Genomic DNA, 20,736 nt, shown 5'->3' with positions numbered 1-20,736 from the left:
AATGCGGGGGGTGGTGACCCAGCGCGCTGCCGACATGGGCGAGTTACCGGAAATTCATGCCCGCCGGGAACCTCTGACACAGATCCCTACGTACTATTACCGGCCACCCTTTACCGAACACTGAGACTCGGGCTCATCGCCCTGGGGGAGTTCTATGCGTCATTTCGGGCACATCGCCCCCGAGGTGCGGCAGCGCCTCTTCCACCGGGAGCCGTGCGCGTTCAGCGCCGACTCTCCGGCCCGGCTGCTCGCCGCCGCCCTCGGCGCCACCCTGTACAGCCCGGCCACCCGGCCGCGGCTCGCCGACGACATCGTCAAGCAGGCCGGGAACGGCGTGGTCTCGATGGTGCTGTGCCTGGAGGACTCGATCGACGACGCGGACGTCGTGGCCGGCGAGGAGAACCTCGTCCGGCAGTTCGCCGACCTGGCCGCCCGGCCCGGCGTCGAGCCGCCGCTGCTCTTCATCCGGGTGCGCACCCCCGGGCAGATCCCCGACCTCGTAGGGCGCCTCGGCCCGTCCGTGCGGCTGCTGTCCGGCTTCGTGCTGCCGAAGTTCACCGAGGAGCGCGGCATCCCCTTCCTGGAGGCCCTGACGGCCGCGGAGGCGCTCAGCGGGCGCCGGCTGTTCGCGATGCCCGTCCTGGAGTCCCCGGAGCTGCTCTACCGGGAGTCCCGCGTGGACACCCTGGAGGGCATCGCCCGCGCGGTCGACAAGTACCGCGACCGGGTGCTGGCGCTGCGCCTCGGCGTGACCGACTTCTGCTCCTCCTACGGCCTGCGCCGCGCCCCCGACATGACCGCCTACGACGTGCAGATCGTCGCCTCGGTGATCGCCGACGTCGTGAACATGCTGGGCCGCGCCGACGGCACCGGATTCACCGTGACCGGGCCCGTGTGGGAGTACTTCCGGGTCTCCGAGCGCATGTTCAAGCCGCAGCTGAGGCAGAGCCCCTTCCTGGAGGTGCAGGCCGTCGAGCTGCGCGAGAGGCTGATCGAGCACGCCATGGACGGACTGCTGCGGGAGATCTCCCTCGACCAGGCCAACGGCCTGCTCGGCAAGACCTGCATCCACCCCTCCCACGTGCTTCCCGTCCACGCGCTGTCCGTGGTCAGTCACGAGGAGTACAGCGACGCCCAGGACATCCTGCGGCCGGAACGCGGCGGCGGGGGTGTACTTCGCTCGGCCTACACGAACAAGATGAACGAGGTGAAGCCGCACCGCGCCTGGGCCGAGCGGACCCTGCTGCGCGCCGAGGCCTTCGGCGTGGCCCACGAGGAGGTCGGCTTCGTGGAGCTGCTCGCCGCCGGGATAACCGGATGAGCCGGGATCTCCGGCTGGTCCTTCCCACATCGTCCAAGGAACGCATGAAGAACGCAGTGAACGACGGGGTCTGGTCCGGCAGCTGGGTCGCCGAGCGGCTCGGGGTCGAACTCGTGGGGGACGACGGCCTGCGCGCCCTGCTCGGGCTCGCCCTGCGGCGCAATCCCAAGCGGGCCCATCTGCTGGTGTCGAACGTGCTCGGCAAGCACGTTCCGCAGTCGCCGACGGTGGTGTACGGGCACGGCTACCGCCTGGGCCGGCGCGTCCATGAGCTGCTCGGCGAGGCCGAGGCCGCCGGTGCCGTGGTCCTGGGGTATGCGGAGACCGCGACGGGACTGGGCCACGCCGTGGCCGACGGGCTCGGTACGGCGCCGTATCTGCACTCCACGCGCCGGCCGGTGGCCGGGGTCGCCCGTGCTGGCGGCTTCGAGGAGAGCCACTCGCACGCCACCTCTCATCTGCTGCTCCCCGAGGACCCCGGCCTGCTGACGGCAGACGGTCCGCTGGTCCTGGTCGACGACGAGTTCTCCACCGGGAACACGGTCCTGAACACCATCCGTGAGCTGCACGCACGCTATCCGCGCAAGCGTTACGTCGTGGTCGCCCTGGTCGACATGCGCTCGCCCGGGGACGCCGACCGGATGGATCGATTCGCCGCCGAGATCGGCGCCCGGGTGGACCTGGTCGCCGCTGCCACCGGGACCGTACGGCTGCCGGAGGATGTGCTGGACAAGGGGCAGCGGCTGGTCGCCGAGCACGACCGGCGGCACGGCTCGCCCGAGCCGTCGTACGGCCGTGTCACCCGGGTGGAACTTCACTGGCCCCCCGGCCTCCCCGACGGCGGGCGCCACGGTTTCACGCCTGCCCACCGGGCCCGGCTGGAGTCCGCGCTGCCCGCCATGGCCGCCCGGACGGCCGAGGCCCTGCCCGCCGACGCCCGGCGCGTCCTCGTGCTCGGCTTCGAGGAGCTGATGTACGCCCCCCTGCGCCTGGCCCGGGAGCTGGAGCAGGTCGTATCGGCCGAGGTGCGGTTCTCCACCACCACCCGCTCGCCCGTCCTGGCGCTGGACGAGCCGGGGTACGCGATCCGTACCCGCCTGGTCTTCCCCGCCCACGACGACCCGGCCGACGGGCCCGGCGAGAGGTACGCCTACAACGTCGCGGGCGGCGGCTTCGACGCCGTCGTCGCCGTGGTCGACTCCGTCGCCGACACCCCCGCCCTGCACGCGCCCGACGGCCTGCTGGCCCGGCTCGCCGCCCACACCCCGCACGTCCTGCTCGCGGTCGTCCCCTCGTACGCACCGCACGCTTTCGAAAGGCCGGCCATGCTGCCCGAGCCCCTCCGCGGCCCCGCATTCTCCAGTTACGCGCCCGAGGAGGTCGGCTGGCTGCTCCAGGACCTCTCCGACGTCACGCTGGAGGCGCCGACCGAGGAGCGGGAGGAGGCCATCCAGAGCGGCGGCGCGCACTACGCCGAGTCGCTGCCGGTGGAGTACCAGCCGAGCGAGCAGTACCAGGAGCTGTTCCACGCGGCCCTCGACGCCTCGGCCGTGAGGATCGCGCAGGCGGTCGGCGTGGTGACCGAGGCCGTGATCGCCGAGCGGTCGCCGCGCCCGGTGCTGGTCTCGCTCGCCCGCGCGGGCACGCCGGTCGGCGTCCTCATGCGCCGCTGGGCCCGGTTCCGGTACGGCCTCGACCTGCCGCACTACGCGGTGTCGATCGTGCGCGGCCGGGGCATCGACGCCAACGCGCTGCGCTGGCTCGCCGCCCACCACGACCCGCGGGACGTCGTGTTCGTCGACGGCTGGACCGGCAAGGGCGCCATCACCCGCGAACTCGCCCAGGCCGTCGAGGCGTTCGAGGCGGCGGAGGGAATCAGCGGCTTCGACCCGGAGATCGCCGTACTCGCCGACCCGGGCTCCTGTGTGCGCACCTACGGCACCCGCGAGGACTTCCTCATACCCTCCGCGTGCCTCAACTCGACCGTCTCCGGGCTGATATCGCGGACCGTGCTGCGCGCGGACCTGGTCGGCCCGAACGACTTCCACGGCGCGAAGTTCTACCGCGAACTCGCCGGCGCCGACGTCTCCGTGGCTTTCCTCGACGCCGTCTCCGCCCGCTTCCCCGAGGTCGCCGACACCGTCGACACCGCGGTCAAGGAGCTGATGGCCGAGGACCGCGCCCCGACCTGGGCCGGCTGGCGCGCCGTGGAGCGGATCAGCGAGGAGTACGGCATCCACGACGTGAACCTCGTCAAGCCCGGCGTCGGCGAGACCACCCGGGTGCTGCTGCGCCGGGTGCCGTGGAAGATCCTCGCGCGCGCGGGGGCCGGCGCCGACCTCGACCACGTCCGCCTGCTCGCCGCACAACGGGGTGTCCCCGTCGAGGAGGTCGGTGAACTGCCGTACACCTGCGTCGGGCTGATCCACCCCAAGTACACGCGCGGTGCCACGGGCGCCGACGGCAAGGCGGTGAACGTCTGATGCCGGTGCTGGTGGCGAGCGACCTCGACCGTACGCTGATCTACTCCTCGGCGGCCCTCGCGCTGACCATGCCGGACGCGCGGGCGCCCCGGCTGCTGTGTGTGGAGGTGCACGAGGCCAAGCCGCTCTCCTACATGACGGAGACGGCGGCCCAGCTGCTCACCGACCTCGGCGACACGGCCGTCTTCGTGCCGACGACGACCCGGACGCGCAAGCAGTACCAGCGGATCAACCTGCCCGGGCCGCCCCCGAAGTACGCGATCTGCGCCAACGGCGGCCATCTGCTGGTCGACGGCGTGACGGACGCCGACTGGCATGCCAGTGTGCTCGCCCGTCTCGCGGACGAGTGCGCGCCGCTGGCCGAGGTCCACGACCATCTGATGCGCTCGGCGGACCCGGTGTGGGTGCGCAAGCACCGCATCGCCGAGGACCTGTTCACCTACCTCGTCGTCGAGCGCGAGCTGCTGCCCGAGGAGTGGGTGAAGGAGCTGGCGGTGTGGGCGGAGAACCGCGGCTGGACCGTCTCGCTCCAGGGCCGCAAGATCTACGCCGTCCCGAAGCCGCTCACCAAGAGCGCGGCCGTCCATGAGCTCGCCCGCCGCACCGGCGCGGACCTGACCCTGGCTGCGGGCGACTCCCTCCTGGACGCCGACCTCCTCCTCGCCGCCGACCGGGGCTGGCGCCCGGGGCACGGAGAACTGGCCGACACGGGGTGGGCCGCGCCGGAGATCGCGGCACTTCCGGAGCGGGGGGTACTCGCGGGTGAGCGGATCCTGAGGGAATTCCTGAAGGCAACGCGCCGGGCGACCCCCTGAGGGGCGCGGGGAACGGCATGACAAGCCGCGACGACGCCGCACCCGCGGGGTGGGACGGCGTCGCGTGGCGCCCGGTGGGCGACTACCCGCAGCAGCCCCCGCCGCAGCAGCCGCCCCCGGCCTGCGGCGCAGGCGCGGAGGCGTTCTGTGCGACACCGCCCACGGCCACGGTCGACAGCAACTTGACGGTGTCGCCGTGCCCCGCAGGGCACGGCGCGGGGGCAGCCGACTCGGCCATGGGACGGCTCAGTTCGAACGTGTCGCCGCAGGTACGGCAGCGGTACTCATAGCGAGGCATGCGCACAGATTAACCGGCGCCCCCGGTGGACGGGCCGGCTCCGAGCTCACGCTGCTCGCTGTCCATCGCGTCGGGATGGCGGGCCCGCCAGTACGGATTGTCGTGCGGCAGGGTCGAGCCGACCCGGCCGTACATGCCGAAGGTCATCAGCAGCAGGCCCACGATGAAGCTGAAGAACACGTTCTGGATCTTGAACGCCAGGAAGTTGTTCGGGGTGTCCAGCAGGGCGAGGTTCAGGAAGCCGTTCAGCAGGAACAGCACCCCGAAGACCATGTTCAGCGTGGACGCCACGTTTCCGCCGATCACCATGCCGGCGAGCAGGATCGCCCCGACGACGATCGACAGCACGCTCAGCGTTCCGTTGGTGTTCAGCCCGGCGACCGTGTCACCGCCGGTGTCGAAGAAGCCGATGTGGTTGATCAGACCCAGGATGCCGAAGGCGACGAGGAACGCGCCGATCAGGCCCGCGCCGATCCGGTAGACCGTGTTCAGCCGGTGGTCGACGGGCAGGTGCTCGTCGAACCGGATCCGCCGTCGCTCCTTCGCGTGCACTGCGTGTGTGGCCATATCCGCCTCCCTCGGGCGCTAGCGGAGGCCATCCGTCCATCCAATATCCGCCGACCCGAGGGCGCCCTGCAACCGGCACACAGCCCGCACTCCCGCGGCGGGACCCCGCTCAGTGCCCCCCGCGCTCTTCCCGGATCCGCGCCACCACCCGCGCCGCCGTCTGCCGGACGGCCTCCGTCTCGGTCAGGAAGTGCCAGTAGTCGGGGTGCCGGCCGGTCTCCAGCGAACCGATCGCCCGCTCCAGCCGCGCCACCGCGTCGTCCAGCGGCCGGGCATGCCGGGGATCGGGGGTCGTACGGCCGGTCATGGCCAGCCGCTGGGCGTCGCGGATGGCGAACCGGGTCCGCTCGATCTCCGCCTGCGGATCCTTCTGCACCTCGTTCAGCCGCCGCAGCCGGTCACCCGCGGCGGACACGGACTCGTCGGTGGTGTTCAGCAGGGCCCGGACCGTCGACAAGAGCGATGTGGCGTCCGGCCAGCGCTGGTCGTCGCGCGCCGCCTGGGCCTCGCGGAGCTTGAGCTCGGCCTGCCGTACGTTCTCCGCGGCCTGCTCGGGCACGTGCTGCAGGTCCTGCCAGCACGCGGCCGCGAACCGGCGCCGCAGCTCGCTCAGCACCGGGTCCACCTGCCCGGCCCGGGTGGTGAGCGCCTGGGCCCGGGTGCGCAGGCTGACCAGCCGGTGGTCGAGCTCGGCGGCCTTCTCCGGCAGCCGTTCGGCCTCGGCCCGGATCGCCCCGGCCTCCCGCTGCACGCGCTCGGCCCGCTCCACGGTCTGTGCCACGCCGTGCTGCCCGGCGCCCTGGTTCAGCTTGGTCAGCTCGGGGGAGAGGGCCGCGAGCCGCCCGGCGAGGTCGTCGGCCCGCAGTCCCTGTCCCCGTACGGCGTCCAGGGCGTTGCTCGCGCCGAGCAGTGCCTGCCGGGCCCGCTCCACGGCGGGCGCCACCCGGGCCAGCTGGGTCTCGGCCTTGCCGAGCAGCGGCCCGAGCGAGCTGCCGAAACGGTCCAGCTCCTGCTTGACGCGGACCAGTTCGTCCTTGGCGGACGTCAGCTCCGAGCGCGCCCGGGAGGCCGCGGCGGCCTCCAGGTCGTCCCGGTCCAGGTCATGGGCGTCGACGGCCTGGATATAGCGCTGACTGGCCTCGTCGATGCGCTGCCCGAGCGCCGCGAAGTCGGTGACGGCACGGCGGGCGTCAGGGGAGTCGTCCACGGCCGTGATGGTCTCGATGGAGATCCGCAGGTCGCGCTGGGCGGTGTCGAGTTCGTAGAACGCGGCCGCCGCGGCGTCCTTCGCGGCCTGCGCCTCCGCCCGCTGGCTCTCGGCCCGGCCGCCGAACCAGCGCCGGGTGCCGCCGCCGGCGAACGCGGCGGGCAGGGCGAGCGCGGCCAGCAGCGGCAGGCCGAGCAGGGTGAGAGTGTCGCGCAGGGCCGTGGACCCGGACCGGGCCCGTACGGTCGACGGCGGGTACGACCGCGTCGCTGGCGTGCCCGGTGTCGCCGTCACATCCCTCTCCCGTGCTGTGGTTCGCCGTGGGTGGTGTCATTCTCCCACCCGTTGTAGACGAAACACACGGGCCGTTCAGTTCGCGCTCGGCACTCTTACTTTCCCGTGCGGACCGTGACCTTCCCGTCCGTGGAGTGGGCCGACACCCGGTGCGGGCTGCGGTCGTCGCGGGGCACGGACACCGACACCGCGCCGTCGTCGGAACCGGCCGAGACCCGGTAGGCGCCCTGGGGCACGGCGACCGTGACCGAGCCGTCGGTGCTGGAGGCGTCCACCAGGTCGGGCACCCCGGACAGCAGGACCTGTACGGAGCCCTCGGTGGAGCGGGCGCTCACCCGGCGCGAGGAGACGTCGGCGCGCACCGAACCGTCGGTCGAGGTCAGGTCGAGCGGCCCGCTGGAGTCGGTGACGCGGACCGAGCCGTCGGCGGTGTCGACAGTGAGCGGATCCCGGAACCCGTGGGCCCGCACGCCGCCGTCCGCGTTGCCGACCTTCACGCCGATCCCGCGCGGCACCTCGATCCGGTGCCGGGCCGAGCAGTGGGCGACGAAGCCCGAGCAGTGCACCCGCAGCACCAGACGGTCGTTCTGGAAGGACCACCGCAGCGTCGGATCGTGGCCGATGACGACGGATCCCCGGAACCACCGGGTCACCTCGATCGTGCCGGCCTGCACGGAGTCGGTGGCGACGACCTCCAGCGCGGAGTCGTCGGAGTCGATCGTGAGGGTGCGGCCGTGCAGGGCGAAGGACCGGTGGTCCGGGTGCGTGTCCTCCCCGGCGGAGGCGGCGCCGCAGGCACTGACGGTCGCGACGAGCACCCCGGCGACGGCGGCCGTGGCGGCGGCGCGGACTGGAACGGAACGGGTCATGCGGGAACTCCCCCTGGGATTCGGCCTGAGAGGACCGTAAGGGGGCCGGGGCGGGCGGGGCGATGAGGACGGCTCCCGGACCGGAGGTGGGGATAACCCCCGTACACCGTGCGATACGGGTTTGCCGTGCACGGGTTCCGGCAAGGTAGGCTGTCAACTCGTCCTGGGCGCGCAGCCCGGGGTGTCCGGGTGCGTAGCTCAGGGGTAGAGCGCCTGCCTTACAAGCAGGATGTCGGCGGTTCGAAACCGTCCGCGCCCACCGATGGAGCCCCCGGCCGTACGGCCGGGGGCTCTTGTCATTCCTCTCCTGACGGCTGCTGCTTGTGTACGTGCTTCAGCCTGGTGCGGGCGTCCATGCGGTCCGCTGCCGTGACCTCGGCCCAGAAGCGGTGCGTGGTGACGAAGACCGCGAGTTCGTGCTCGCGGCGGCGCAGCTTCTCCACCTCGGCCTGTTCGTCCGCCGTCCAGCCCGGGGACGCGGGCCGCTCCACCTTCCGCCAGCCGGTGTCGTCGCTGAAGCCGTCCATCGGCTCGACCGACCAGGGCAGGCGCTTGAGCAGGGCCGACAGCTCGGCCCGGACCTGATGCAGCTCCTCCTGACCGGCGAGGAGGTCACTGGGGAATTCATAGGTCGTAGCCACACGCCAATGCTACGCCTGTTCGATTTTGGGGGGCGAGTTCGGTTGTGAGGTTCACGCGAACGGGTGGGCCGGGGCCGTGTGCGGTGCCTGCCGTTCGGACTCGCCCGGGTGGGCGGTGAGTTCGGCGTCCAAGGTCCTGACCTCGGCCGTGCAGGCGGCCAGGAGTTCGCGGCCCCGGCGGTCAGGGTGAGCGCCTGGCGGCGGCGGTGCCGGGGGTCGCGCACCCGCTGCACCGCGCCGAGGGACTTCCAGTGGTCGGCGAGCGACACCACCAGGCTGTGGCCACGCCGAGTTGGCCCGCCAGGTCCTGCCGCCAGGCGAACGAGCCCCGGCCGAGGGCCGTGAGCGGGCCGACGTGCTTGGGCTCGAGCCGGTGGCGCTCGATGCGCTCGGCGAAGCGATCGCTGATCGTCGCGCCCGGTGTGCCGAGGTGATCGGCCTTCTCAGCGCGCTCGTCTCGGGGCGGCGGCAGCCGTCGGGTGGCACAGCCGGGCGGCGCCGCGATCGGCGCCGCCCGCCGCAACACCGGCATGCTCATCACCGCGGGCGGCACTCGCCGTGGTGCATCTGGTGTCGGCCCAGTGGCTGCTCATCCACTGAGCCGACGGGCGGCCTCAGTGGCCGGCGGCCCGCAGTTCGTCCACCAGGCGGGCCGCCACCGGCACCGGCACGCCGTGCCGGTCCGCGGCGCGCAGCAGCGCCCCGCCGATGGCGTCGAGTTCGAGCGGGCGGCCCGCCTCGGCGTCGCGCTGCATGGACGACTTGGCGCCGGGCGGGAAGGCGTCGTACCGGGCCAGTGCCTGGGCCGGGTCGGCGGGGGCGCCGCAGGCGCGACTGACCGCGGCGGTCTCGGCGACCAGGGACTCCAGCTCCTCGCGGTGCCGGGTGCGCGCCTCGCCGAGTGGGAGGCCGTACCGCGTGGTGAGGAGGGCGAACGGAGCGAGGAACGCCATCTTCGCCCACAGGGCCGCCGTCTCGTCCTCGACCACCCGGGCCGTCACGCCGGCGGAGACGAGGGTGGCCGCGAGGCCGTCGAGACGGGCGCGGGGCACGGCGTCCCCGGCCAGGTCGATCTCCGTGAACGGGCTGCCGTGTTCGATCACCCCCGGGGCGACCCGGGTGGACTCCACGCGGATCACCGCGGGCGCCACCCGGTCGGCGCGGTAGCGGGCGCGCAGAGCGGCGGGGTGTTCGACGCCGTTCAGCAGCGGTACGACGAGGGCGTCGCCCAGCGCCTTCGGCGGCACCCGGGTGAGCGCGGCGTCCAGAGCGGTGTGCTTGACGGCGATCAGACAGGCGTCCACCGGTTCGCGCAGTGCGGCGTCCGCCTCGACGGGAGCGGTGAACTCGCCGAACTGCGCGCTGCGGACCGTGATTCCGGTACGGCGCAGGGTGTCGGCCGTACGGTCCTGGGCCAGGCAGACGACGCGGTGTCCGGAGCGGGAGAGCAGGGCGGCGAGGAGGCCGCCGGTGCCGCCGGGGCCGAGGACGGCCACGGTGTGCTCGGTGGTCATGAGGAGGTTCCTCTCGTCGGTCGGCCCCGGGAGTCGGTGGCCGCCTTCGACGCGATCCTCGCACCGGGGTGCGGTGTGCGTGAGACTGGGGTCATGTGCCGGAGTATCAAGACGCTGCGTCCGCCCGTGCTGCCCAGCGAGGCCACGGAGGAGGACATCCACGCCGCCGCGCTGCAGTACGTGCGGAAGATTTCGGGCTTCCGGGCCCCCGCCGCGCACAACCGCGAGGTCTTCGACCGCGCGGTGGCCGCGGTGGCCGAGGCCACGGCGGAACTGCTCGCGGGACTGGAGGTGCGGGGGCAGTCGGCGCGAAGCGCCCCGTAGGGCGCGCCCGCAATCCCGCACGACGGGCAACTCTGGCCATGAGTAGGAGTGTTGGGCCAAGCAGGAGCCCCTGATCGGCGTCGGGCCGCCTGATGGGCCGTCAAGGAAGCGCCCAGGCGCGTCGCCGGGGGGCGGATTCGGTCACGTTCCCGGGCGCCGGCGCGGTCGCGCGGGCCGCCCTGTGTGCCGCTTTCGCCGGCGCGGAGCCGCGAGCGCAACCGGAGTCATGGCCGGATGTTGAACTTGCAAGCACTGATTAGGCAGCCCTAACCTGGGTCCCTCGTTCGGTACCGCCGCACCCCCCACGACCGGCCACTCGTACGTCCCCGGCCGGTCCGACCGTCACCGAAGAGGAGAACCCCCTCATGACCGCACGCCTCAACTCCGCTCAGCCCTATGCCCTCGGACTCTTCCGCATCGTCGTGGGCCTGCTCTTCGCCGTGCACGGCGCCGCGTCCCTCTTCGGTGTCCTCGGCGGCGCCGCCGGCACCCAGGGCGGCACGATCCCGGCCGGCACCTGGCCCGGCTGGTACGCGGCCGTGATCCAGCTGGTCGCCGGCGGCCTGGTGCTGCTCGGCCTCGGCACCCGCGCGGCCGCGCTGCTCGCCTCGGGCTCGATGGCGTACGCCTACTTCGACGTGCACCAGCAGGCCGCGCTGTGGCCCATCCAGAACGGCGGCGAGCTGTCGGTCCTGTTCTGCTGGGCCTTCTTCCTGCTGGTCTTCACCGGGTCCGGCGCCTTCGGGCTCGACCGGCTCGTCGCCCGCCGCACCGCCGCGGACGGCCGGGCCGCCACCGAGCGCACCCCGATCGCCGCCTGACCCCGGACGGGGCCCTTCCCCGCCACGAGGGGGAAGGGCGCCGCCCGGCTACGACTTCCCGCCGAACGGCACGGTGACGCAGGCCACCCGCCTGCCCTTGGTGCCGGGCTCGCTGTGGATCACCACCGAGCCCGCCTGGCCCTTGCGGAAGGCCCAGGTGTGCTTGGCGGTGGCGCGGCCGATCCCGTTCGCGTTGGACTTGAAGTCCAGCCAGACCTCGTTGTCCCTGTTGACGTGGGCGGCATCCGTGCCGGACTGGTTCTGGTAGTGCTTCCCGGCGGCGGCGGGGTCGGCGCCGCAGGCCTTCTGGTGGACGTGGACCCCGAAGAGATGGTTGGGCTTGACGCCGGCCACCCGCAGCTCGACGGTCGTGGCACCGCTCGGCCGGGTGTTCTGCCGGACCTGGACCAGGGAGCCCGCCGGGACGAGGCTCTGGTCGTACACCACCGCGTTCGACTTGACGGTCGCGTTCGGAGGGGAGAACACCCCGTAGGTCTCCCGCGCGGAGCTATGGGCGGTGCCTGCGGTCCCGGACGCGAGCAGGGCTGCGGCGAGGGTGCCCGCGTATATGGCTACTGCCACCATGATGTGCACCTTATCTGCGCTTACGCGCCGTTTTCGTTCGGATGTGTGCCTGACATTTCGCGCCAGGTCTCTACCTATTCCTACGGACGCGGCAGGGCTCCGCCGCACAGCGTGCGCTGATCGGGTGACAGAGCGTGTCGGACGCCCCTGGACTCGCACGAGTCCTCATGCGCCCCCCTGACCCCTTCTGTCGCACCCCCGGCGTACGCTGTCTGGCTGTCAACGGGGGAGCAACGGGAGTCGTGGTGTTCGAGAACGTGGGGGCTTTGGCCGCCGGACCGTGGATCTATGCCGCGGTCGTCGTGTCCGTGCTGCTCGACGTGTTCGTGCCGGTGCTGCCGAGCGGCGTGCTCGTCATCACGGCGGGTACGGCAGCGGCGGCGGGCTCGGGTGCGGCGGCCGGCCAGGTCCCGCGCAACGTGCCGGACCTTATGGTCCTGATCCTCGCCGCGGCGACCGCCTCGGTCCTCGGCGATCTGGTGGCGTACCGCCTGGCCTGGCGGGGCGGTGCGCGGCTGGACCGGGCGATAGCGCGTTCCCGGCGGCTGACCACCGCGCAGGAACGTCTCGGCGATGCGCTGGCCCGGGGCGGCGGCGCGCTGGTCGTGCTCGCCAGGTTCGCCCCGGCGGGCCGCTCGGTCGTCTCCTTCTGTGCCGGCGCGGCCCACCGCCGAGCCCGCGACTTCGTCCCCTGGTCCGCCCTGGCCGGCCTCTCCTGGGCCGCCTACAGCGTCGCCCTCGGCTACTACGGCGCGCAGTGGCTCGGCGCGACATGGCTGGCCACGGCCGTCTCGTTCGCGGCCCTTTTCGCCGCGGGCACGGCGGCGGGGTACCTGATGCGGCGCCGCGCCGTGTAGGCGGCCGGCTGTGCGGGCCCACGGGCGCGCGATGCGGGGTGCCGGTCGCCGCGGCTCCCCAGGGGGAGGGGAACCGCGCGACCGTCTACGTCGGGTGCGCCGTCGCCGTAGGGTCTCAAGCCCTACGGCGTGGTGCGGAACTCAGCAGCCCGCCAGGTAGTTCGTGAGCGCCGACTTCTCCGCGGAGTCGACGGAGAGGTTGTAGTAGTACTTCACCTGCACCCAGGCGCGGACGTAGGTGCAGACGTAGGCGGACCGGGACGGGATCCAGGTCGCCGGGTCCTGGTCGCCCTTGGCCTGGTTGACGTTGTCGGTGACGGCGAGGAGCTGGGGGCGGGTGACGTCGTTGGCGAAGGCCTGCCGCTGCGCGGTGGTCCACTTGCTCGCGCCGGAGTCCCAGGCCTCGGCGAGCGGGACGAGGTGGTCGATGTCGACGTCGGAGGGGGAGGTCCAGGTGGCCCCGTCGTAGGGGGAGTACCAGCTGCCGCTCCGGGCCACGCAGGCGGAGTCGGTGACGACGTTCGAGCCGTCCCGCTTGAGGATCCACTCACGGGTGTTGCAGGTGCCCGAGATGGTGATCCAGGTCGGGAACAGGTCGCGGTTGTAGCCGGTGCGGTTCTCCGTGGCCACGGTGAGCTGGGAGAGGTAGCTGCGGGCGGTGCTGGCGCTGACCGGCGTGGGCAGCGCGGCGGAGGCGCTCGGGGAGTCGAACAGGGCGACGGAGGCTATGAGTCCGGTGAGGGCGGCGAGTATGCTCAGCCGTCGACGCGCGTAGAGCCTGGGCATGCGTGAACTCCCTTGTGGGGTGAGGTCATTGGGCGCGAGCCAGGGAATGCTCGCGAGGCCGTGTTGCCGTGGGGTGAGCGTTCGGTAAGAAAATAATGACGCGTTCATGTCACAACAAGGTGCATGACAACAGTCGGTGCTCAACCTTCACATCCCTTACGATGGGGAGCGCAGAAGGGGAGTAGCTCTTCGCCGGACCGTCGACATACTGCTCAGTCAGCCTGAGCCGGCGCCCGGAGGCGGATCTTCACGCAGACCGCCAGCGAGACCTTCGGCAAGCAGTGCACGTCCGTGTCCCCGACACGGACGCCGAGTGTGCTGCCGTGCCGAGGTGTCATCGCGTGACGTACCGCACTCTCGGTGGGGCAGCCCCGACCGATTGAGGAACCTTGATCAGCATCACCGTGACGGCGCTCGTCTTCGGCGTCATCTTCCTCGCCGAACTGCCGGACAAGACCGCGCTCGCCGGCCTCGTCCTCGGCACCCGGTACCGCGCGAGCTATGTCTTCGCGGGTGTCGCCGCCGCCTTCCTGCTGCACGTCGTGCTGGCCGTCGCGGCCGGCAGCGTGCTGACCCTGCTGCCCCAGCAGATCGTGCACGCCCTCACCGGCGTCCTCTTCCTCGGCGGCGCCGCGATGCTGCTGCTGAAGAAGGACGAGGGCGAGGAGGAGATCAAGAAGCCCGCCGACCAGTCCTTCTGGAGGGTCGCGGGCACGGGCTTCACGCTGATCCTCGTGGCCGAGTTCGGCGACCTCACCCAGATCATGACCGCCAACCTCGCCGCCCGCTACGACGACCCGATCTCCGTCGGCCTCGGCGCCGTGCTCGGCCTGTGGGCCGTCGCCGGCCTCGGCATCGTCGGCGGAAAGGCCCTGATGAAGAAGGTGCCGCTGCGACTGATCACACAGATCGCGGCCCTGCTGATGCTCGCACTCGGCGCGTGGAGCCTGTACGAGGCGGTAGCGGGCTGAACTTCGACCGGCGCGGCTGGCTGAGCCCGGGTCGGGGGGCGGGCTCGGCCCGATCGGGTGGCTGGCCGGGCCCTGGCCATAGTGGCGGGCTGCGTCTCGGTCGCCTAGGCGGTTTGCGGGTCGGTCGTGGTGGCTGGCCGGGGGCGGCCGAGTCCCAGTCGGGGTTCCTGGCTGAGTCCTGGTCCGGGTGTCGGGTTCAGCCCCGGTCGGGGTGGCTGACCGAGCCCCCCGTTGTGGATCCCGGTCGAGCTGAACGGTCGGTGGCCCCTGTCCGGGTGCGGTGGCGGGTTGCGGCCCGGTCGCGGTGGCGCCGGTCGCGGTCGCTGGCCGAGTCCTGGTCGGAGGGACCGAGTCCCGGTCGGGGTTCCTGGCTGAGCCCTGCTCGCGGTGGCGGTTTGCGGCCCGGGTGCGGTGGCTGACCGGGTCCTGGCCGGGGGGCCGAGTCCCGGTCGGGGTTGCTGGCTGAGTCCTGGTCCGGGTGGCGGGCTCAGCTCCGGTCGCGCCGGCTGGTCGGGCCCGCAGTCGGGGGTGCCGGCTGAGCTCCAGTCGCGGTGGCGAGTTGCGGCCCGGTCGGGGTTCACGCCCGGTCGCCGTTGCCGGCCGAGTCCTGGTCGCTGTGGTTGGCCGGGCCCTCGGCCGAGGCCCAGTCGGGTGGCGGGCTCGGCCCCGGTTGTGGGCGCCGGCGTGGGGCCCCGTCGAGCTGAACGGTCGGTGAACCCTTTCCGGTGCGGTGGCGGGATCCGCCCTCGGTTTTGTACCGTGGGGGAACAAAGTGGCTCCCGCCCGTTTTCCCTGACCGGCGGGCGGGGCCGCCTTGTTCCTCCCCTCGGGGTCTTTTCGTTCCTGGAGCTGCCGATGACGGCCACCGTCCTCACCGCCCGCGCCCTCCTGCTCGACATGGACGGCACCCTCGTCAACTCGGACGCCGTCGTCGAGCGCATCTGGCGCCGCTGGGCCGAGCGGCACGGGCTGGACGGCGACGACGTGATGAAGGTCGTCCACGGCCGGCAGGGGCACGCCTCCATGGCCGTACTGCTGCCCGACCGGCCCAGGGAGCAGAACCTCGCCGACAACGCCCGCATGCTCGCCGAGGAGACCGCCGACACCGACGGCGTGGTCGAGATCCCCGGCGCGAGCGCCTTCCTCGCCTCCCTGCGCGGTCTCCCGCACGCGCTGGTGACCTCCGCCGACGTCGCGCTGTCCACCGCGCGTATGAACGCCGCCGGGCTGCCGCTGCCGGAGGTCCGCGTCACCGCCGAGTCGGTGGGTGCGAGCAAGCCCGATCCCGAGGGGTTTCTGAAGGGCGCCGCCGAGCTGGGCGTGGATCCGGCGGACTGCGTCGTCTTCGAGGACTCCGGCGCCGGGATCGCGGCGGGCCGCTCCGCCGGGATGACGGTGGTCGGGGTCGGACCCCGCGCCGGTCTCCACGCTCCCGACGTGACCGTGCCCGACCTGACGCAGGTGCGCGTCGAGGCGACGGGTGACGGGACGATCCGGCTGCACATCGGCTGACGGCGCGTTCCGGCTGTCCTCCGGCGGCATCGGCCCTTCACCCGCCAAGGGCCGCCGCGCCCTCCCTCACGGCTCGGACGTCTCCGCCTCCAGGCTCTCCCGCGTCGCCGGCCCGTACACGCCTAGGGTGTCGCCCTGGATGCCGCGCGCCAGCTGGTAGGTGCGTACCGCGTCCTCCACGGGGCGGGTGAACTTGCCGTTGATCTGGGCGCCGTAGAGGTTCAACTGGCGCAGTCGCTCCTGGAGTTCGGTCACCTCCGGGCCATGGTCGCCGCGTTGCAGCACGGGGGCGCCGACGGGGGTGGCCCGGGTGGTGGCGGAGAACGTGGGGGAGGCCGGGCGGGTCGTCGCGGTGGACGGGGAGGGCGTCGGTGTCGTGGTCGGCGTCGCCGTCGGGCTCGTCGGGCTCGTCGGGCTCGGCGGGGTCGCCGAAGCGGCGGGCGGCGGCACCGGAGAGCGCGGTACGGCGGGGGAGGCGGGCGGCGCCGTCGGTGATGCCGGGCGCGCCGTGCTCACCTGCGGGACACTCGCCCTGACCTCCTGGGCCGACCGGTCCCGGGACGGCGTGGGGTACGAGAGCAGCCCGCCCGCGACCCCGGCCGCCGCGAGCGCGCCCGCGGCGGACAGCAGGAGGGTACGGCGAGCGCTTCGCCCCTTCGGCCGCGGCGGGTCGTCGTCCGGCTGCGGCGGCGCCGCGGGAGCGATCGCGGCCGGGTCGCGTGTCGAGGCACCGTCCAGCGCCTCTTCAGGGCGCCGCACCCCCGGGTCGGCCGTACTCGGCGGCTCCTCCGACGGCCGCAGGGGCAGCGTCGTCTCGACGGCCTCGACCTTCACATACGGCCGTATCCGCAGCGGATCGAAGTCCTCCGCCGCTGCCGCCTCGGCCGTACGACTCTCCCGCAGGGCCTCGGCCACGCGCTCGGTGCAGTCGCAGGACGGGCTCAGGTCCGGGCCTCTCGGCGCTCCGCACTCCGGACAGCTGTGGCCCTCGGATTCACTCACCCGTTCGCCCCTCCCCTCACGAACTACAGACCCTATGCGCAACTTCTTCGCATCCGCCGCCGGAAACGCGGGACTCAACAGGCCATAAACGGTGACACCGACCACGATGGAAGAGGCGCATCCGGCCCCGGGAGGTCTCCATGACGCTGGAAACGCACGGCACGCAGAAGGAGATCAAGGCCGCCGAGCAGGTCTCGGGCAACGTGCTCGTCTCGATCGGCGCCCTGCTCCTCGGGCTGCTGCTCGCCGCGCTCGACCAGACGATCGTGTCGACCGCGCTGCCCACCATCGTCAGCGACCTCGGCGGCCTGGAGCACCTGTCCTGGGTGGTCACCGCGTATCTGCTGGCCTCGACCGCCGCGACCCCGCTGTGGGGCAAGCTCGGCGACCAGTACGGGCGCAAGCGGCTGTTCCAGACTGCCATCGTGATCTTCCTCGTCGGCTCGGCGCTGTGCGGCATGGCGCGGAACATGGGCGAGCTGATCGGGTTCCGGGCGCTGCAGGGCCTGGGCGGCGGCGGGTTGATGGTGCTGTCGATGGCGATCGTCGGCGACATCGTGCCGCCCCGTGAACGCGGCCGCTACCAGGGGCTGTTCGGGGCGGTGTTCGGCGCGACCAGTGTGCTCGGACCGCTGCTCGGCGGGCTGCTCACCCAGCATCTGAGCTGGCGCTGGGTGTTCTACGTCAACCTGCCCGTCGGCGTCGTCGCGCTCGCCGTGATCGCCACCGCCCTGCGCATCCCGCGCCGCAGCGCGCACCACGTCATCGACTATCTCGGCACCCTCCTGATCGCCTCCGTCGCCACCTGCCTGGTCCTCGTCGCCTCCCTCGGCGGTACCACCTGGGCCTGGGGCTCGGCGCAGATCATCGGGCTCGCCGTGCTGGGCGTGCTGCTGGCCGTGGCGTTCGTGGCCGTCGAGCGCAGGGCCGCCGAACCGGTGCTGCCGCTGAAGCTGTTCGGCATCCGCACCTTCACCCTCGCCGCCGTCATCAGCTTCATCGTCGGCTTCGCCATGTTCGGCGCGATGACCTATCTGCCGACGTTCCTGCAGGTCGTGCACGGCATCTCGCCGACCCTGTCCGGCGTGCACATGCTGCCCATGGTGGTCGGCCTGCTGCTGTCCTCCACGATCTCCGGGCAGATCGTCAGCCGCACCGGCCGCTGGAAGGTCTTCCCGGTCACCGGCACCGCCGTCACCACCATCGGCCTGCTCCTCCTCCACCGGCTCGACGAGCACAGCCCGACCGCCGCGATGAGCGCCTGCTTCTTCGTGTTCGGCCTCGGACTGGGCCTGGTCATGCAGGTCCTCGTCCTCATCGTGCAGAACGCGGTCTCCTACGAGGACCTGGGCGTCGCCACCTCCGGCGCGACCTTCTTCCGCTCCATCGGCGCGTCCTTCGGCGTGGCGATCTTCGGCACGGTGTTCGCGAGCCGCCTCGGCGACAAGCTCGCCGCCGCCTTCCGGGGCGTCGGCCTGCCGCCCGGCGTCAGCGCCGACGCCCTCAAGTCCGACCCGCGCGGCATCGCCGCCCTGCCGCCCGCCCTGCGCCCGGCGGCCCTGCACGCGTACGCGTCCGCCATCACCGACGTCTTCGTCTACGCCGCCCCCGTCGCCCTCCTCGGCTTCCTGCTGGCCTGGCTCCTGAAGGAGGACCGGCTGCGCGGCTCGGTCACCGCCCCGGACGCCTCCGAGACCATCCCGCCCAACCCGGTCGAGCGGTCCTCCTACGACGAGTGCTCCCGCGCCCTGTCCCTGCTCGGCACCCGTGAGGGCCGCCGCGAGGTCTACCGGAAGATCACCGAACGGGCCGGGTACGACCTGCTGCCCGCCGCCAGCTGGGTGCTGCTGCGCATCCGCAGGTACGGCTCGGTCGAGCCGGGCGTGCTCGCCGAGCGCAGTCCCGTCCCGCTGGAGGCCGTCCTCGCCGCCGCCCGCCAGGTCGAGGAACGGCACCTCGCCGAACGCCGGGGCCTGGAGCTGTACCTGACCGACTCCGGCCGCGAGGTCGCCGAACACCTCGCCAAGGCCCGCGAGGAATCCCTCGCCGAGCTCCTCGGCGACTGGTGGGGGCCCGGCCGTTCCACCGACCTGACCCAGCTCGTCCGGCAGCTGACCGCCGACCTGTGCGGAATCGACGGCGAGCGGCCGCACAACGCGACGAAGGCCGAGGTCAGTTGAGGGCCAGATCCTTGCGGAACCAGTGCTCGGCATAGATGTCGTCGTTGTGCGGGCCGGTCTCCGTGTAGCCGAGGCGGGCGTACAGGGCGCGGGCCTCGACCAGGTCGCCGCGGGTGTCCAGGATCAGCCGCCGGGCCCCGAGGGCGCGGGCGGCCTCCTCTGCGGCGGCCACCAGCAAGGGCGCCCCGCCCTTGCCGCGCAGCCGCTCGTACACGAACACCCGGGTCAGTTCCGCCGTGTCCGGCTCCAGCAGCCGTACGCCCGCGCAGCCGGCCGGTTCGCCGCCGTACCGGCCGACGAGCAACCGCCCGGTGGGCGGGGCGAGTTCGGATCCGGTCGTGGCCGCGATCTCCCGCTCCAGCTCGTCGGGGTCGGTACGCCGGCCCTCGTGCAGCAGATACCAGCGGTCGCTGACCTCCGTGTAGTACGCCCGCCAGAGCGCGGCGGCGACCGGGGAGTCGTACGGTTCCGGGCTGATCGTCCACGTCATGCCGGCCATTGTCGGCGGCCGCCGCCGCGCCGCCGAGCGGATTTCCGCAGACTGTCTGCCGTGAACCGCACCGATCGTCTCTACGCCCTCGTCGAGGAGTTGCGCGCCGCCGCTCCGCGTCCCCGCAGCGCCCGCGCGCTCGCCCGGCGCTTCGAGGTCAGTGTCCGCACGATCGAGCGGGACCTGGCCGCGTTGCAGCAGTCCGGGGTGCCCATCCACGCCGAACCGGGGCGCAGCGGCGGCTACGTGCTCGACAAGGAGCGGACGCTGCCGCCGCTGACCATCACCCCGGCCGAGGCGACCGCCCTCGCCGTCGCTCTGCACTCGCTGGCCGGGACGCCGTTCGCGGCGGACGCGCGCAGCGCGCTGCACAAGGTGCTCGCCGTGATGCCGGAGCGGCCCGCCGGTCCCGTGGTGCCCGGCGCGCTGCGGGAGGCGCTGACCGCGGGCCGGGTGCTGCGGCTGGAGTACTCCGACGCCGCCGGCCGGGTCACCGCGCGGGACGTGGAACCGCTCGGCTTCCTCGGCGGGACGGAGCACTGGTATCTGGCGGCCTGGTGCCGGCTGCGGGACGCGCCGCGTGGCTTCCGGCTGGACCGGGTCCGCGCGGCGACGGCCCTGGACGAGCGGGCCCCGCACCGCACGGTCGACCTCGCCGGGCTCGACACGCTCGGCTCCGACGTCGTACCGCTCGACGCGGCGACGGTGATGTGACGGCAATCACCGACAGGGGGGTGTCGCGGACGGGGCGGAGGCTGAGGCCATGACAACGACAACGCCAACGACCTCTCACGCCGGTCACCGCACGCTGACCCCCGCCACCGGCATCGCCCTCTTCGACCGCTGGACCGCGCTGTGGAACGGCGACTTCAGCGACCCGGAGGCGTTCCTCGCGCCCGGCTTCCGCATCCGTTTCGCGAACGACCCCGAGCGGGGCGCGGTCACCGACGCGGTGCACAGCCCGGCCGGGATCGTCGGCCTGATCTCCGCCTTCCGCGAGGAGAAGCCCGGACTGCGCTTCACCGTCGACGGCACGCCGGTGGTGGACGGCGAGCCGGGCCGGGCCGCCTGCCGCTGGTACGTGACCCTGCCGGACGGCAGCCAGAAGAGCGGGATCGATCTGCTGGAGGTGGCGGACGGTCGTATCGCGACGGTCTGGTCGGTGACCGGAGCGCGTCGCTTCGCGGACTGACCACCGT

At 72.7% G+C, this 20,736-nt stretch carries 22 protein-coding genes and 1 tRNA gene; 12 read left to right on the top strand and 11 right to left on the bottom strand.

The window, feature by feature from the left end:
• The first annotated feature begins 154 nt into the window (after positions 1-154).
• The 3 genes from ACQPXS_RS16600 to ACQPXS_RS16590 are packed head-to-tail and all read left to right on the top strand — an operon-like array spanning position 155 to position 4,619.
• Complete coding sequence (locus ACQPXS_RS16600) at positions 155-1,321, top strand: HpcH/HpaI aldolase/citrate lyase family protein (RefSeq protein ID WP_433450053.1); 1,167 nt, start codon at positions 155-157, stop codon at positions 1,319-1,321.
• 44 nt (positions 1,322-1,365) lie between these two features.
• Positions 1,366-3,804: a phosphoribosyltransferase gene (locus ACQPXS_RS16595; RefSeq protein ID WP_433450051.1), complete on the top strand. Its 2,439-nt coding sequence runs from the start codon at positions 1,366-1,368 to the stop codon at positions 3,802-3,804.
• A complete protein-coding gene (locus ACQPXS_RS16590) occupies positions 3,804-4,619 on the top strand; it encodes an HAD family hydrolase (RefSeq protein ID WP_365325445.1) in 816 nt (271 codons plus the stop codon). Before ACQPXS_RS16595 ends, ACQPXS_RS16590 begins: the two co-directional genes overlap by 1 nt.
• A gap of 82 nt (positions 4,620-4,701) precedes the next feature.
• Here the strand turns inward: ACQPXS_RS16590 and ACQPXS_RS16585 are convergent, their stop codons facing one another.
• The 4 genes from ACQPXS_RS16585 to ACQPXS_RS16570 form a co-directional block, all read right to left on the bottom strand.
• Complete coding sequence (locus tag ACQPXS_RS16585; RefSeq protein WP_351798146.1) at positions 4,702-4,917, bottom strand: FmdB family zinc ribbon protein; 216 nt, start codon at positions 4,915-4,917, stop codon at positions 4,702-4,704.
• Between the two features lie 9 nt (positions 4,918-4,926).
• Positions 4,927-5,484 carry a DUF4383 domain-containing protein gene (locus ACQPXS_RS16580; protein ID WP_433450049.1) on the bottom strand — a complete coding sequence of 186 codons (558 nt, stop codon included), beginning with the start codon at positions 5,482-5,484 and terminating at the stop codon, positions 4,927-4,929.
• A gap of 109 nt (positions 5,485-5,593) precedes the next feature.
• The gene (locus ACQPXS_RS16575) at positions 5,594-6,985 is read right to left on the bottom strand and encodes a hypothetical protein (protein ID WP_433450047.1); all 1,392 of its coding nucleotides are present in this window, start codon (positions 6,983-6,985) and stop codon (positions 5,594-5,596) included.
• 95 nt (positions 6,986-7,080) lie between these two features.
• Positions 7,081-7,854: a DUF4097 family beta strand repeat-containing protein gene (locus tag ACQPXS_RS16570; protein ID WP_433450045.1), complete on the bottom strand. Its 774-nt coding sequence runs from the start codon at positions 7,852-7,854 to the stop codon at positions 7,081-7,083.
• A 187-nt stretch (positions 7,855-8,041) separates the two neighbouring features.
• Here ACQPXS_RS16570 and ACQPXS_RS16565 point away from each other — a divergent pair.
• A tRNA-Val gene (locus tag ACQPXS_RS16565) sits at positions 8,042-8,113 on the top strand.
• 37 nt (positions 8,114-8,150) lie between these two features.
• Here ACQPXS_RS16565 and ACQPXS_RS16560 read toward each other — a convergent pair.
• The 3 genes from ACQPXS_RS16560 to ACQPXS_RS16550 form a co-directional block, all read right to left on the bottom strand.
• Entirely contained in the window at positions 8,151-8,495 is a 345-nt protein-coding gene (locus ACQPXS_RS16560) for a hypothetical protein (protein ID WP_365325437.1), read from the bottom strand.
• Positions 8,496-8,676: 181 nt separating this feature from the next.
• Positions 8,677-9,027, bottom strand: coding sequence for a hypothetical protein (locus tag ACQPXS_RS16555; RefSeq protein WP_433450044.1), 351 nt, complete (start codon positions 9,025-9,027; stop codon positions 8,677-8,679).
• An 82-nt stretch (positions 9,028-9,109) separates the two neighbouring features.
• Positions 9,110-10,009 (bottom strand): ketopantoate reductase family protein, encoded by a 900-nt coding sequence (locus ACQPXS_RS16550; RefSeq protein ID WP_433450043.1) that lies wholly within the window; start codon positions 10,007-10,009, stop codon positions 9,110-9,112.
• A gap of 93 nt (positions 10,010-10,102) precedes the next feature.
• Here ACQPXS_RS16550 and ACQPXS_RS16545 point away from each other — a divergent pair, with 93 nt between their 5' ends.
• Positions 10,103-10,333: a DUF2277 domain-containing protein gene (locus tag ACQPXS_RS16545; protein ID WP_433450042.1), complete on the top strand. Its 231-nt coding sequence runs from the start codon at positions 10,103-10,105 to the stop codon at positions 10,331-10,333.
• Positions 10,334-10,698: 365 nt separating this feature from the next.
• Positions 10,699-11,154, top strand: coding sequence for a DoxX family protein (locus tag ACQPXS_RS16540; protein ID WP_351798160.1), 456 nt, complete (start codon positions 10,699-10,701; stop codon positions 11,152-11,154).
• Positions 11,155-11,202: 48 nt separating this feature from the next.
• On the opposite strand, the gene ACQPXS_RS16535 is transcribed toward ACQPXS_RS16540, so the two are convergent.
• Positions 11,203-11,739 (bottom strand): superoxide dismutase family protein, encoded by a 537-nt coding sequence (locus tag ACQPXS_RS16535; protein ID WP_433450041.1) that lies wholly within the window; start codon positions 11,737-11,739, stop codon positions 11,203-11,205.
• A gap of 245 nt (positions 11,740-11,984) precedes the next feature.
• Between ACQPXS_RS16535 and ACQPXS_RS16530 the strand changes: the two genes are divergently transcribed.
• Positions 11,985-12,596 carry a DedA family protein gene (locus tag ACQPXS_RS16530; RefSeq protein WP_433455835.1) on the top strand — a complete coding sequence of 204 codons (612 nt, stop codon included), beginning with the start codon at positions 11,985-11,987 and terminating at the stop codon, positions 12,594-12,596.
• Between the two features lie 141 nt (positions 12,597-12,737).
• Here the strand turns inward: ACQPXS_RS16530 and ACQPXS_RS16525 are convergent, their stop codons facing one another.
• Positions 12,738-13,382 carry an HNH endonuclease family protein gene (locus ACQPXS_RS16525; protein ID WP_433450039.1) on the bottom strand — a complete coding sequence of 215 codons (645 nt, stop codon included), beginning with the start codon at positions 13,380-13,382 and terminating at the stop codon, positions 12,738-12,740.
• A gap of 389 nt (positions 13,383-13,771) precedes the next feature.
• Here ACQPXS_RS16525 and ACQPXS_RS16520 point away from each other — a divergent pair, with 389 nt between their 5' ends.
• Together ACQPXS_RS16520 and ACQPXS_RS16515 are read left to right on the top strand one after the other, a co-directional pair.
• Entirely contained in the window at positions 13,772-14,353 is a 582-nt protein-coding gene (locus ACQPXS_RS16520; RefSeq protein ID WP_433450038.1) for a TMEM165/GDT1 family protein, read from the top strand.
• An 855-nt stretch (positions 14,354-15,208) separates the two neighbouring features.
• On the top strand, positions 15,209-15,865 hold the full coding sequence (locus tag ACQPXS_RS16515) for an HAD family hydrolase (protein WP_433450036.1): 657 nt from the start codon (positions 15,209-15,211) through the stop codon (positions 15,863-15,865).
• 66 nt (positions 15,866-15,931) lie between these two features.
• Here the strand turns inward: ACQPXS_RS16515 and ACQPXS_RS16510 are convergent, their stop codons facing one another.
• Positions 15,932-16,867 (bottom strand): peptidoglycan-binding domain-containing protein, encoded by a 936-nt coding sequence (locus ACQPXS_RS16510; RefSeq protein ID WP_433450035.1) that lies wholly within the window; start codon positions 16,865-16,867, stop codon positions 15,932-15,934.
• Between the two features lie 140 nt (positions 16,868-17,007).
• Here ACQPXS_RS16510 and ACQPXS_RS16505 point away from each other — a divergent pair, with 140 nt between their 5' ends.
• Entirely contained in the window at positions 17,008-19,047 is a 2,040-nt protein-coding gene (locus ACQPXS_RS16505; protein WP_433450033.1) for a DHA2 family efflux MFS transporter permease subunit, read from the top strand.
• Here ACQPXS_RS16505 and ACQPXS_RS16500 read toward each other — a convergent pair.
• Positions 19,040-19,546 carry a GNAT family N-acetyltransferase gene (locus ACQPXS_RS16500; RefSeq protein WP_351798174.1) on the bottom strand — a complete coding sequence of 169 codons (507 nt, stop codon included), beginning with the start codon at positions 19,544-19,546 and terminating at the stop codon, positions 19,040-19,042. The two genes, ACQPXS_RS16505 and ACQPXS_RS16500, sit on opposite strands and share 8 nt — an antisense overlap.
• 51 nt (positions 19,547-19,597) lie before the next feature.
• Here ACQPXS_RS16500 and ACQPXS_RS16495 point away from each other — a divergent pair, with 51 nt between their 5' ends.
• Together ACQPXS_RS16495 and ACQPXS_RS16490 are read left to right on the top strand one after the other, a co-directional pair.
• Positions 19,598-20,251: a helix-turn-helix transcriptional regulator gene (locus ACQPXS_RS16495; protein WP_433450032.1), complete on the top strand. Its 654-nt coding sequence runs from the start codon at positions 19,598-19,600 to the stop codon at positions 20,249-20,251.
• Between the two features lie 49 nt (positions 20,252-20,300).
• Positions 20,301-20,729 carry a nuclear transport factor 2 family protein gene (locus tag ACQPXS_RS16490; RefSeq protein WP_433450031.1) on the top strand — a complete coding sequence of 143 codons (429 nt, stop codon included), beginning with the start codon at positions 20,301-20,303 and terminating at the stop codon, positions 20,727-20,729.
• The last annotated feature ends 7 nt before the right edge of the window (positions 20,730-20,736 follow it).

It is taken from the genome of Streptomyces sp. CA-142005 (genome assembly GCF_050942335.1).
In the GTDB taxonomy this organism is placed as follows: Bacteria; Actinomycetota; Actinomycetes; order Streptomycetales; family Streptomycetaceae; genus Streptomyces.
The sequence above is the reverse complement of the archived record's forward strand: the minus strand, read 5'-3'. Positions and strand labels throughout refer to the sequence as shown.